We start from the raw sequence: 12,176 nt of genomic DNA, 5'->3' as shown, positions 1-12,176 counted from the left end.
GACTCCTTTCCTTTGTCTAAATTAGATTTACATCCTACATATATTGGGGGAATAAACATGCTTCATGAAGAGTTGGAATTTCGTCCAATCAACCCGCTTGCAGACAAAGATACGATTATCCGGTTTAGAAAAGATTCATATCTTATTAGTTTTGGCAGTATAGATCGATTTGGTGAAGAACATGGATACATTGAAAAAATTCGTAACAGAATTGAGTCCTTCCCAGAAGGTTATGTTTTAGTTTGGTGTAAAGGTCAGCCAATTGGTCAGATCGAAATGCGTATCATTGCATACGAAGGAACACGTATTGGTTATGTTCATCTCTATTATCTAACAGCCCCTTACCGGAATAAAGGAATCGGAAAATATCTAGTAGACTATGCAGAAGCGTATTTTAGAAATCATAAGGTAGCTGAATATCACTTACGTGTATCGCCTACAAACACAAGAGCTGTTACATTTTATCAAAAAATGAGGATGGAAAAATTGAAAGATGAACAGCATGATTACTTAGTATGGCGAATGAAGAAAAACTTGTAAGAGTGAAAATCCTCCTATAAATATATGGGAGGATTCTATTCCAACGCCTGTTTTGATTACTTATATTTCTAATTCAAGCCATTTCCGAAACCATTCTGCAGACTCTCCATCTGCCACTGGGTCTTTACCGCCAAGGGCTCTTTTATACCATACTAGCTATAAATTATTGTTTTCTTCCACAACTATAATCTTTATTTGCCAATACTCACCTTACAAACTTAGTATCTTATAAAGAAAAACCTTGAAAGACATGTAGCCAATCAAGGTTTTAAGTATCTCTGAATTCACTTTTATTGGACTAGAATTAACAATTAAAATATGCCTTTAAGAAATCAAAAAACGATGACCAACTTTCCTTTAACTCGCCTTTAATAAGTAGTTCATCTCCACCCTCAAAATTAACTATATAAACTTTATCTGTTACAGCATCCAGTACTAATACAGCATTTGCTGACATTTCACTTAAAACCAGATATTGCTTCGGAAAACCATGTTCTTTTCTAGAAATGAGTGTGTATGATTCAATATTGTTTTCTTCATCTACTATATCTAGTAATTCAAAGGGTACATGCTCTTCCCAAAAAGGTCCTGCATACTGGATATAAAATTCTTGGAAAGTATCCGATGCGCTTACACCTAGCCTTATTAAAACATCCTGTACTAGATTGCTATCTTCACGTTTATATATTTCTTCTCCTAAAACTTCATCTAGTCTCTCAGGCAATATACTCATATTATCTTCCTCCTAAAGCTTCTTCTCCTCGTATTTTCCAATAATTAATAGAATCTACTTTTTGAAACGCTCCTCTAGTTGTCTCATCCATTGGATAAAATGGGTTTAACTTTCCTTTATAAGGATGTAGTGGAGCTCTTTTAGCATTAGCGATATTATGGTACCTTGTCGAAGCTTCATATAATGGTCCAACACCTTTTTGTTGTGAATGATGCAATGTTGCAACACTTCCTGCTTCATCAAGAATAGGAGCAAGTCCGTATTTCGCAGATGCTTCAGCATTTGTTAGCCCGCGACCTTTTTTAGCACCTTTTGTTCGGACCATATCCCAATTAATATCTCCTCTTTGATATACTTTATAAGTAAATCCTGTGCCATCTTTACCTGCATTATACTCTACACTTCGAGTAAAATATTTATTATTTTTATAGTCCTTTAGATGTTGATAAGTTTCTTTACCCCTACCCTTACTAATTCCCGCATCATCAATCTTCCCTGAACCAGCCCTCAACACCTCATCCGGCACATTGGCCGCAACCTTCGCGCCCTTTGCTAATTTCCCAAGCGGAATCACACCAGCTACCATCCAGACGCCGGCAATCCACCGCTCCTTAGCGCTCAGCTCCTCGCCTGTCACCGGGTCTTTACCACCAAAGGCTCTTTCTACAGCCCGTCAGCTCGCCGACCACGTCTTTGCCTTGCTTCCACCAGCTGTCAGCTTCTTTTTTCTGTGCTGGATGTACGCCCCGCTGTTCATCGGCTTTTCGGAATGTAGCCGCAATGGTGCGCAGTTCTTTTTCCACTTCATATAGCTTTCGTATGTATTAGTCCAACGTTCGATTTGCCTCGTGGTACCTGCTGTAAAACCGTTCTTTTCCTACGCCATGCCACCTCGCCTCCAGCGTGTGCATAGATTTTGTCATGCTTCCAATCAGCTGCGCGCTTTCTTCCCGCGCCCTTGCGAACTGACCGGCAACCTCCTCTAGCCGCTCTGGCCGCACCTGTATCCGCATATCCACCAATCCCCACTTGGTATAAACTCTCTATCTTTCAATAACTTGTAAGATAAATCATATGGAAAATCTAGCTACATGTCAGGAAAAAATGCGTACATAACTCCTTATGCTATTATGCGTGAATTATCTTTACTTGCGCTACATAGAAAGAAAATCACAGTTCTATGACTTCTCTTTTTTAGATACAAAGTATAAGATTATAGTGATGATACATAATGTTATACCAACAATCCCTGTTATTGATTCGTTTTGAGTCGAGTAATTGACAACAGTGATAATGAATAAAAAAAGAACACCAATGAATGGAAGTTTATCTTGCAAATCAAACACTCCTTTCCTTTGTCCAGATTAGACCCACATCCTACATGTACTGGAGGAAGATACATGCTTCATGAAGAGTTAGCATTTCGTCCAATCAACCCGCTTGCAGACAGAGATACGATTATCCGGTTTAGAAAAGATTCATATCTTATTAGTTTTGGCAGTATAGATCGATTTGGTGAAGAACATGGATACATTGAAAAAATTCATAACAGAATTAAGTCCTTCCCAGAAGGTTATGTTTTAGTTTGGTATAAAGGTCAGCCCATTGGTCAGATCGAAATGCGCATCATTTCATACGAAGGAACACGTATTGGTTATGTTCATCTCTATTATCTAACAGCCCCTTACCGGAATAAAGGGTTCGGGAAATATCTAGTAGACTATGCAGAAGCGTATTTTAGAAATCATGAGGTAGCTGAATATCACTTACGTGTATCGCCTACAAACACAAGAGCTGTTACATTTTATAAAAAAATGGGGATGGAAAAATTAAAAGATGAACAGCATGATTACTTAGTATGGCGAATGAAGAAAAACTTGTAAGAGTGCAAATCCTCCTGTAAATAAGGATGATTTTATTCCAACACTTCAGGATGCTAAGTATTGGTTAGGAACGTAACTCATGTTCCTCACCAATTTTACGTTAAGATTAACAATAGTTAATAACTACCCGTGCAACCTTCATCCATATGCTTACGTTTAGCGGTATACGTGTCGACATAAGCTCCTAATGATTTGTCATAGTATTCACAGTGCTGTTGAATTTTTTTAGAGTTGCGCCATTGGATATATATATACTTTTCGTTAGGTTCATCTTTAAATGTTACATGCGCTACAGTACCTTTTATCTGATTGGTGTTTCTCTTCATTTCATAAAACACCTCAATAGACTGTATGTCTTGTCCCTTATAGCCGTTATTCTTCAAAACTGTTTCGACATCTCTCTTCATAAAGTAGTCACTTATGAAGTTACCATGTAAACTTGAATACACGACAAATGCACCTAATAATACTAATAAGCCCGCAGCAATAAAAGCAGTTTTTTTCAATTACACCCGCTCCTTTTAGTGTAAATATACACTAATATATTCTAATTACTTTCCCTACACTCCTTTTTTAATGCGGAGTTAAAGTCTGAGTTGTTAATTGGTGTAACACGCAGGTAGCTTCCTGAATGTCAGCGCTTCATAACCGAAACCAACAACGAACTGGAACAGAGTCTAAAAATAAATTTGTTATCATAAAAAAACCTTGACCAGCATTTTGCTAGTCAAGGTTAAAGGCTAAATGGTATTACCGTTTTGTAAATAATCGTGTTCTCTTAGCATCATCAATCTTCCCTCAGCACCTCATCCGGCACATTCGCCGCAAACTGCGCGCCTTTTGCCAACTAATCACACCGGCAACCTCCTCTGGCCGCACCTGTATCCGCATATCCATCAATCCCCATCTGATATAAAACCCCTATATCTCAATTAATAGGAAGATAGATCATATGAAAAAGCTAGCATGATTACCACACAGCCCGCAAACTGCGTACATAACATATTTCAACTGGCGTAGGAAAATTCCTACGATAGCGCAGGTCATATATGTTACGATATACAAAACTAGTTTTGTAGGAGGAAGTATGGAAACAACGCTCATCATCATACGCGGCAATTCTGGTAGCGGCAAAACAACTGTTGCCAAAAGCCTGCAAAATCATTTGGGGCATGGGACACTATTGGTTTCACAGGATACGGTGCGCCGGGATATGCTGCAGGTGCACGATCGAGATGGCAATCTTTCCATAGACCTGATTCGTCAGATTGCCGAATATGGAAAGGGCAAGTGTGAGGTTGTAATTGTGGAGGGAATTTTATCGCAAGCTCGTTACGGTGACATGCTGCGGCAGTTAATCTTGTTTTTTGACCAAAACGCATTCGTTTATTATTTTGATTTACCGTTTGAGGAGACGGTATCCCGTCACAATACAAGATCGAAAGCGGCAGAATTCGGCGAAGATGCCTTACGGTCGTGGTGGAAGTCAGATGATTATCTTGGTGTAGCTGGGGAGATTTTATTAACAAAAGAGTTGTCACAAAGTGACGTGCTAGACCTGATATTACATCAGATTAAGAACGAGAACTATGTCATGCAACACAACGCCCCCTAACTAGCAGGCACTATACTAAGTTCTTTGATTCTCATTGATAACATAGCCATTTTGGGGATAAAACGCTTCCGCAGGACCCCCATTCGTGGTCAGTACATACAGACCGTGTCTGTAGTTCCTCTTCTAGATAATTGCATCATATTAGCCTTGTTTTTTCGATTCTCACAAAAAGCACCGCCTGGCACAGCTGCCCGGCGGTGTTTTCCTAGACACAACGAAGCATTAAGCGACTACCTCGCGTGTATTTGGGTATTTTTTATAGTGCTTTTCTGTCATGATGGTTTTTAGGATTTGCACGACCTGCCATACTTCCGCATACGAAGAGTACAAGGCAACCGGCGCTAAGCGGATGATGTTGGGCGCGCGGAAATCTGGAATGATGCCATGCTCTTTTAGTGACTTGCAGATTCTTGCGGCTTCTTCATGTTCAAGACTAATATGACCGCCGCGTCTGACATCTTCTCTTGGGTTTCCAATGACAAAGCCCATATCAGGTAATTCATGTTCAATCAAATCCATCAGGTATTGGTTGATTTTCAAAGACTTTTCTCTAATATTTTCAATACCGGCCTCTGCAAAAATTTCCAATGAACCGAGTAGCGGTGCACAGCTGAGTACATGCGGTGTTCCAATTTGATAAGCGCCTGCTGATTGCGCGGGTGTAAATGTATGCTCCATATCAAATTGTTTTTCCTTTGTCGACCCGAACCAGCCGGCAAGTCCTGGCATTGTTCCAAAGTGCTTACGGTTTACATACAATCCGCCCACACTGCCCGGTCCGCCGTTCAAATGCTTATAGTTGCACCAGTAGGCGAAATCCACGCCCCACTCACTAAAGGCATGCGGAATTGCTCCGACAGAATGACATCCATCAAACCCGATTAAAATGCCGCGCTGATGCGCCTCCTGGGTGAGTCGTTTCATATCTAAAATTTGGCCGCTTCGATACAGGACAGTAGGTAAAACAATAAGGGCAATATCATCGGTCATAGCGGCAATAATATCATCCTCTTCGATACATCTGCCATCCCGGCTTTTGACACGAATGAGATGATCTTCCGGATCGAACCCATGATTGCGTAACTGACTTTGCAGCGCATAAATATCTGATGGAAACGTCAATTCATCTGCTAAAATTTTGGTGCGCTTTCCTTTTGGCTGATAAAAGGTAGCTACAAGCTGATGGAGATTCACCGTTGTAGAACCTGTCACCACAACCTCCTCCGGCGCTGCACCTACGAGCGGCGCTAATTTCTCTCCTAATGTTTCCGCCATAAAAAACCATGGATGATTTCCCTGCATCCAGCCATCAATTCCATGAATCTTCCAATCCTCCAGCGATTCTAACAGCGTTTTTTCTGCTCGCTTCGAAAGAAGGCCCAGTGAGTTTCCATCCATATAGATGGTATTCGGCTGTAAATAAAATTCGTTTCGGAAATCCCGAAGTGTATCTTCCTGATCCAGTTGTTTTGCGTACTCTAATGTATATTGCAAGAATTCTGTCGTCATAGTGTTCCTCCATATTCTCTGCATCCTTAAAAAAATCATAATAGAAAAAGTGACATCATGTCAATGACATTGTGTCAATTGTTCAGAAAATAAAAAATCATTCAGCCTCCTGGCAGCTATCTGTATCCTTCTGCGTGTACACAATACTTTCCTTTTTTTTAAAATCCTTATATGCTAGAAGATAATACGACGCGGGGGAATGATGATGACAAAAGGCCAAGTAGAGAATAAACGACAAATTCAAGCAAAAATAACACGGCAAAAAATTCTAGACGCCGCCAAGGACGTTTTTTTACAAGAAGGATTTCAAAAAGCAACGATTTCACAGATCATCAAAAAAGCCAATACCGGCTACGGAACAGCTTATGTGCACTTTAAGGGGAAAGAAGAGCTTTTGATTGTTTTGATGGAGGATGTTATGGCGCAATTTTATAACATTGCCGAAACATCCTTCTTCCCTCATTCTAAAGCCGAAGCAAAACAAATCATCAGCAAGCAAGTCTATGACTTTTTGACATTGGCACAGGCTGAGCGCGGTATGCTGCAAATTGTTGAGCAGGCTATCGGCGTTTCCGCTATCATTTCAGATACGTGGAAGTCCATCCGTGAAAAGTTCATCATGCGAATTGCGCAGGATGTTGCATATGCCCAAAAGCAAGGGCTGGCAAGACCTGAGTTACATCACGAGCTAGTAGCAAGAGGCTGGTTTTTCACAAATGAAATGTATCTTTGGGAAATTGTTCGAAATGAACAACAAAGCTCGATTGAAGAGATTGCGAAAACAATTGTGACGATGTATACAGAAGGTCTTTATCTCACGGCACACTAACCAAAAGCTCCCACCCTCATTCGCATGTGAATGAAGGTGGGGGCTTTTTGCTAGGACGAATGCCCGCCAATATTTCTTCCCTCATCAAATGACATCATATCATTGACACTACGTCACCTAAAATGATATATTTATCTCGTCCTAATTGATTGAATTTTCAGACCTAAAGGAGTTGACATGTATACTATAAAAATAGCTAAATCGCAAATTAATTTTGAAAGCGATTTCTTTTTATCGACTCCCTCTTTCGCGGGTCGATGAGACATAACAACGAGTTACATTTCAGGGGGAATTATGATGGGGAAACAACATGATTTTCAAGCAATCTCCAATCGCGAAAGCGGTTTAAAGAAGAATCTGTCTTCTTCACAAATCACCATGATTGCGATCGGGGGCGCAATCGGTACAGGTTTGTTTTTAGGCAGCGGCTTTGCCATTAGTCAAGCAGGTCCCAGTGTTATTATTAGTTATACAATCGGCGCTCTTATTGCATTCCTCTTAATGGGCTGCTTGTCAGAGATGACGGTCGCGCATCCCACTTCTGGTTCCTTCGGTGCTTACGCGGAACACTACATAAGTCCTTTGGCAGGATATATTGTGAGATTTACCTACTGGTCGTGTATTGTTGCTGCTGTCGGCGTTGAGGTAACTGCCGTGGCAGTCTATATGGAGTACTGGTTCCCTAATATACCTGGTTCGGTGTGGATTCTCGTATTCTCCGCCATCTTAATCTATGTAAATGCTACAAGTGTTAACTTGTTTGGCGCAGTAGAATATTGGTTTTCTATGATTAAAATCGTCGCAATTGTAGGATTCATTGTAGCTGGTAGTTTTATCGTATTCGGCGGGTCCAGCCCTGAAATTGGCTTTCAGAATTATACGAACGACGGCGGCTTTTTTCCAAAAGGAATTTCTGGCACATGGATTGCGGTTGTTATAGCACTTTTTAGCTATTTAAGTATTGAAATGATTGCGGTCACAGCCGGTGAAGCGAAGGATCCACAGGTTGCGGTGCCAAAAGCCCTACGTTCTACTGTGTACCGTCTCATCATTTTCTACATCTTCACGCTGATCTTAATGCTGGCCATCGTTCCATGGGCAAGTGCGGGCATCGAAAAAAGTCCGTTTGTAAAAGTAATGGAGGCGTTCCGTATTCCAGGTGCAGCAGGCATTATGAACTTCGTTGTTCTCGTTGCCGCATTGTCCGCCATGAACAGCCAATTGTACATCACTACAAGAATGATGTTCTCTTTATCTCGATCTGGCTATGCGCCAAAGCGCTTTGGTGAGTTAAATAAAAAAGGAGTTCCTGTCTATTCCCTGGTTCTATCGACCTTTGGAATCGCCCTGGCGGCGACCATTTACGCCTTGGTACCAGATAAAGCCTATGTCATCATGATGGGGATTTCCATGTTCGGTGCGATGTTCACCTGGTTCATGATTTTTATCACCCATTATTTCTTCCGCAAGAAATATAACGGCAAGGCGCTGCCTGTCAGAATGATCGGGTTCCCTTACCTAACCTTGCTGGGCGCATTACTTATGCTAAGCCTAATGGTAACAACCTGGTTTGTCGAATTCTTCAAGATGACATTAATGGTGGGCATTCCTTGGCTAATTCTTCTCTGTATCGCCTATCGCCTGCACCAAAAGAAAGCAAAAGCAAGCGCATTTGTACCACATGAGCAAGACAGCAGCCTCACATAAGCATGCACGTTTCAGCAACTGAATAAACAGTTTATATGAAAAAGAGACGGATCTTCCGTCTCTTTCATTTTTATGCGTACTCCAACAGCCCATGTCGTCGTGTTACAACTCCTCTGTCGTGGGTGACACGCTCTCGCGAAACACCTAAACCGCTTTTCTACCTCTCTCGTGCTCCGCTACACGCTCTTGCGGAGCACCTAACCTCTCTTTTCCCCTCTCTCATGCTCCGCTACACGCTCTTGCGGAACACCTAACCTCTCTTTTCCACTCTCTCATGCTCCGCTACACGCTCTTGCGGAGCACCTAACCTCTCTTTTCCACTCTCTCATGCTCCGCTACACGCTCTTGCGGAACACCTAACCTCTCTTTTCCACTCTCTCATGCTCCGCTACACGCTCTTGCGGAACACCTAACCTCTCTTTTCCCCTCTCTCATGCTCCGCTACACACTCTTGCGGAACACCTAACCTCTCTTTTCCCCTCTCTCATGCTCCGCTACACACTCTTGCGGAACACCTAACCTCTCTTTTTCTCTCTCTCGTGCTCCGCTACACGCTCTCGCGGAGCACCTAAACCGCTTTTCTACCTCTCTCGTGCTCCGCTACACGCTCTTGCGGAACACCTAAACCGCTTTTCTACCTCTCTCGTGCTCCGCTACACACTCTTGCGGAACACCTAAACCGTTTTTCTACCTCTCTCGTGCTCCGCTACACACTCTTGCGGAACACCTAAACCGTTTTTCTACCTCTCTCGTGCTCCGCTACACACTCTTACAGGATACTAATGTCACATCTCCTTCTTCTTTTAACACTTGTCTCTTTACCTATAAGAAGAGTAGCAGAAAAAACAGCAGTTGGATTTAAAACGCATTTTTAGCATACCTATTAGCACTAAAAACCCTAAAACATCTATACTCATAAACTGACATTATGGATGAATCTTTTATTTCGCGTACACATTATATATAAGGAAAGGAGCAGTTGCGATGCGAACATGGATTACACTTGGACTGATGTGCTTGTTATGGATTGCACCTATCCCTGACGTGCATTATTACGCAAAAGAAGCGGTTCATCAAGATACCGCCAGAGATCTCGAAAAACGGGTTGACCGACAGCTGCGCGCGCTCTCGCTAGAAGAAAAAATCGGGCAGATGTTTGTGGTCGGCTTTCCAGGAACTTCTATAGAAGAAGCGCGGCTTGCCGAACTGATTCAAACCTATCATGTTGGCGGCGTTATTTTGTATGGAGACAATATCAAGAATGCCGCACAGCTACTACAGCTGAACAATACAATAAAGACACTGAATCAAAAAAGCAGCATCCCCCTCTTCCTGTCAACAGACGAAGAAGGCGGACGCGTCTCAAGACTGCCGCAGGGAAAAACGGTGTTTCCGCCAAATAAAGTCATTGGTGTGAACAACAATCCCGCCCTCTCCTACGAAATCGGGAAGGTTATTGGAGAGGAGCTTTCTCTATTTGGCTTTAACATGGATTTCGCACCCGTTCTTGATGTACACAGCCATCATCAAAACACCGTCATTGGAGACCGGGCGTTCAGTGCCGACCCCGATATTGTCGGCACGCTGGGCACCGCAACGATGAGGGGCCTGCGGTCGGCGCGGGTAATACCTGTGGTAAAACATTTCCCGGGGCATGGCGGGACGACGACCGATTCTCATGTCGGACTACCTGTAGGGATGCAAACCACCGAGCAACTACGACAATTCGAGCTAAAGCCATTTCGGCAAGCGATTGCGAGCGGCGCGGATGTTATAATGGTAGCGCATATTTTATATCCGAACGTTACAACCGACAAAAAACCTGCTTCATTGGCAAAAGAGCTCGTAACGGACTTATTACGAAACGAAATGAGCTATAAAGGCGTTGTGATTACCGATGATTTAGAAATGGGTGCCATCGCCAACCAGTACAGCCCGGCGCAAGCAGCTGTTTTAGCCGTACAAGCAGGCGTTGATTTGTTATTGCTTGGCCATTCGTTTGAGAAAGAAGCACAAGCATACAGCGCCCTCCTTCATGCCGTAAAAATTGGTGAAATACCTGTAGCTCGCATCGATGAAAGCGTCAAACGAATTCTGACACTAAAAGCGAAATATACATTAACTGATAAACCATTAGACCCATCTCGTTTACAGCATTATCCTAACGTCAAACATCAAGAAATCGCTGAGCGTATTCAGCGATAACACAACGGCGAAGACTTATTTTTATCAGCATTGCAAAAAAAGCACCGCGTTCGGTGCTTTTTCACATTTTATTCATACGTATACATCATCCAAATGCCAATATCCTCAAACCCAATGCGCTTATAGATGGCACCGGCCGCCGGATTATCATAAAACAAGCAGAGCTCTTTTCCTTCTTCGAGCAGTTGTCCGCACAGCTTCAGCATGCATGCTGTTGCATAGCCTTTTTTCTTATAGTTTTCATGTGTGGCAACGCCTACAATCATGGCTGATACGGAGTTTTCCGCTGCGGTAGAAGCGCTGGACACCATCTTTCCATCTTCTCTAATAAAGAAGGTGCGAGACGTTCCATCTGCAAGTCCCCGGCGCTTTCTTTCTACGGTAATGATATCCGGCACTGCTTTGAGCAGCTCAACCAATTGTTCCGCATCGTCAGGTGTCGCTTGTTGTACATGAGAAAGATCAACACCTTGCCCACCCTGTAGCTTCGTACACTTTGCATAATAGGTGGGGCGTTTTCGCTTGAGCTGCTTTGTTACATACGGCTCGATTTTTCCGGTAATCTCCTGTAGTCCAGACATCATGTTGAAATTCGGATCGTCACACATGATGTTCGCAAAGCCTTCTGCATCGAATGCGCCTAACGCAAATGGAATATAGTTTTGCTCATATTTGAGTAACACAGCAATCAGCTCACCATGTTCGTCAAACTCGCCCCAGAGCTTTTGAAAATCCTGCTCGTATCCGTATGCTTCAATATCGCCGATGATAAATAAATTTTCCGCACTTTTTGTTTTCAGCAGCTCAAAACAAACATCATGATCTTGTGCTGTCAGTCTTCGTATCATGTCTCTCTCCCCTTATGCAGTAAATATTCTCATTATTTTACAATGGAAAGATTTGTTTGCAAACATTTATTTTATTGAAAAAAATATTTACTTCTCACGGAAACAACCATTGTTTATAAATCTTTTCACTATTCCTCTGTAAAACCTTGACATTTTCTTCAGACTCGCATACACTATCTCCTAATAAAGCACACAAATTTGTTGACGAGAACGAGTACATCATAAGCTGTTCCCCAGAGAGCCGACGTCCTGCTGAAAGTCGGTGTTCCGCTTATGGTCGAAGATCCTCTCCGAGAAGCCGGGCTGA

General features: G+C 42.5%; 11 protein-coding genes, 1 pseudogene and 1 other annotated feature (1 of these 13 cut by a window edge). Of the genes and pseudogenes, 6 read left to right on the top strand and 6 right to left on the bottom strand.

Annotated features, from left to right (window positions below; translation table 11 throughout):
- Positions 1-57 precede the first annotated feature (57 nt).
- The gene (locus MUG87_RS18020; protein WP_247084021.1) at positions 58-540 is read left to right on the top strand and encodes a GNAT family N-acetyltransferase; all 483 of its coding nucleotides are present in this window, start codon (positions 58-60) and stop codon (positions 538-540) included.
- 304 nt (positions 541-844) lie between these two features.
- Here the strand turns inward: MUG87_RS18020 and MUG87_RS18015 are convergent, their stop codons facing one another.
- From MUG87_RS18015 to MUG87_RS18005, 3 genes and pseudogenes are all read right to left on the bottom strand, one after another.
- Positions 845-1,273 (bottom strand): SMI1/KNR4 family protein, encoded by a 429-nt coding sequence (locus MUG87_RS18015; protein ID WP_247084020.1) that lies wholly within the window; start codon positions 1,271-1,273, stop codon positions 845-847.
- A 1-nt stretch (position 1,274) separates the two neighbouring features.
- Positions 1,275-1,931 (bottom strand): annotated as a pseudogene (locus tag MUG87_RS18010) (pre-toxin TG domain-containing protein); the annotation flags it as partial.
- Between the two features lie 166 nt (positions 1,932-2,097).
- Entirely contained in the window at positions 2,098-2,286 is a 189-nt protein-coding gene (locus MUG87_RS18005) for a WXG100 family type VII secretion target (RefSeq protein WP_247084018.1), read from the bottom strand.
- Between the two features lie 387 nt (positions 2,287-2,673).
- Here MUG87_RS18005 and MUG87_RS18000 point away from each other — a divergent pair, with 387 nt between their 5' ends.
- Positions 2,674-3,156, top strand: a complete 483-nt coding sequence (locus MUG87_RS18000) for a GNAT family N-acetyltransferase (protein ID WP_247084017.1) — start codon at positions 2,674-2,676, stop codon at positions 3,154-3,156.
- 116 nt (positions 3,157-3,272) lie between these two features.
- On the opposite strand, the gene MUG87_RS17995 is transcribed toward MUG87_RS18000, so the two are convergent.
- A complete protein-coding gene (locus MUG87_RS17995) occupies positions 3,273-3,662 on the bottom strand; it encodes a HincII family type II restriction endonuclease (RefSeq protein WP_247084016.1) in 390 nt (129 codons plus the stop codon).
- Positions 3,663-4,243: 581 nt separating this feature from the next.
- Here MUG87_RS17995 and MUG87_RS17990 point away from each other — a divergent pair.
- Positions 4,244-4,771: a kinase gene (locus tag MUG87_RS17990; protein ID WP_247084014.1), complete on the top strand. Its 528-nt coding sequence runs from the start codon at positions 4,244-4,246 to the stop codon at positions 4,769-4,771.
- A 222-nt stretch (positions 4,772-4,993) separates the two neighbouring features.
- Here the strand turns inward: MUG87_RS17990 and kynU are convergent, their stop codons facing one another.
- Positions 4,994-6,280 (bottom strand): kynureninase, encoded by a 1,287-nt coding sequence (gene kynU, locus MUG87_RS17985; RefSeq protein ID WP_247084012.1) that lies wholly within the window; start codon positions 6,278-6,280, stop codon positions 4,994-4,996.
- Between the two features lie 205 nt (positions 6,281-6,485).
- Between kynU and MUG87_RS17980 the strand changes: the two genes are divergently transcribed.
- From MUG87_RS17980 to nagZ, 3 genes are all read left to right on the top strand, one after another.
- On the top strand, positions 6,486-7,109 hold the full coding sequence (locus MUG87_RS17980) for a TetR/AcrR family transcriptional regulator (protein ID WP_247084010.1): 624 nt from the start codon (positions 6,486-6,488) through the stop codon (positions 7,107-7,109).
- 297 nt (positions 7,110-7,406) lie between these two features.
- Positions 7,407-8,816 carry an amino acid permease gene (locus MUG87_RS17975; protein WP_247084008.1) on the top strand — a complete coding sequence of 470 codons (1,410 nt, stop codon included), beginning with the start codon at positions 7,407-7,409 and terminating at the stop codon, positions 8,814-8,816.
- A 984-nt stretch (positions 8,817-9,800) separates the two neighbouring features.
- Entirely contained in the window at positions 9,801-11,021 is a 1,221-nt protein-coding gene (gene nagZ, locus MUG87_RS17970) for a beta-N-acetylhexosaminidase (protein WP_247084006.1), read from the top strand.
- 68 nt (positions 11,022-11,089) lie between these two features.
- On the opposite strand, the gene MUG87_RS17965 is transcribed toward nagZ, so the two are convergent.
- Positions 11,090-11,869 carry a GNAT family N-acetyltransferase gene (locus MUG87_RS17965; RefSeq protein ID WP_247084004.1) on the bottom strand — a complete coding sequence of 260 codons (780 nt, stop codon included), beginning with the start codon at positions 11,867-11,869 and terminating at the stop codon, positions 11,090-11,092.
- A gap of 192 nt (positions 11,870-12,061) precedes the next feature.
- Positions 12,062-12,176, top strand: a binding site (T-box leader); it runs 124 nt beyond the window's last position.

Source organism: Ectobacillus sp. JY-23 (assembly GCF_023022965.1).
Lineage (GTDB): Bacteria > Bacillota > Bacilli > Bacillales > Bacillaceae_G > Ectobacillus.
Note: the sequence above shows the minus strand (reverse complement) of the source record. Positions and strands in the feature narration are given on the sequence as shown.

What these genes read in the sequence shown, in the direction of transcription:
- MUG87_RS17990 (WP_247084014.1), top strand. Translation starts at nt 4,244, where the DNA reads ATGGAAACAACGCTCATCATCATACGCGGCAATTCTGGTAGCGGCAAA.
- MUG87_RS18015 (WP_247084020.1), bottom strand. Translation starts at nt 1,273, where the DNA reads ATGAGTATATTGCCTGAGAGACTAGATGAAGTTTTAGGAGAAGAAATA.
- nagZ (WP_247084006.1), top strand. Translation starts at nt 9,801, where the DNA reads ATGCGAACATGGATTACACTTGGACTGATGTGCTTGTTATGGATTGCA.
- kynU (WP_247084012.1), bottom strand. Translation starts at nt 6,280, where the DNA reads ATGACGACAGAATTCTTGCAATATACATTAGAGTACGCAAAACAACTG.
- MUG87_RS17980 (WP_247084010.1), top strand. Translation starts at nt 6,486, where the DNA reads ATGACAAAAGGCCAAGTAGAGAATAAACGACAAATTCAAGCAAAAATA.
- MUG87_RS18000 (WP_247084017.1), top strand. Translation starts at nt 2,674, where the DNA reads ATGCTTCATGAAGAGTTAGCATTTCGTCCAATCAACCCGCTTGCAGAC.
- MUG87_RS17965 (WP_247084004.1), bottom strand. Translation starts at nt 11,869, where the DNA reads ATGATACGAAGACTGACAGCACAAGATCATGATGTTTGTTTTGAGCTG.
- MUG87_RS18020 (WP_247084021.1), top strand. Translation starts at nt 58, where the DNA reads ATGCTTCATGAAGAGTTGGAATTTCGTCCAATCAACCCGCTTGCAGAC.
- MUG87_RS17975 (WP_247084008.1), top strand. Translation starts at nt 7,407, where the DNA reads ATGGGGAAACAACATGATTTTCAAGCAATCTCCAATCGCGAAAGCGGT.
- MUG87_RS18005 (WP_247084018.1), bottom strand. Translation starts at nt 2,286, where the DNA reads ATGCGGATACAGGTGCGGCCAGAGCGGCTAGAGGAGGTTGCCGGTCAG.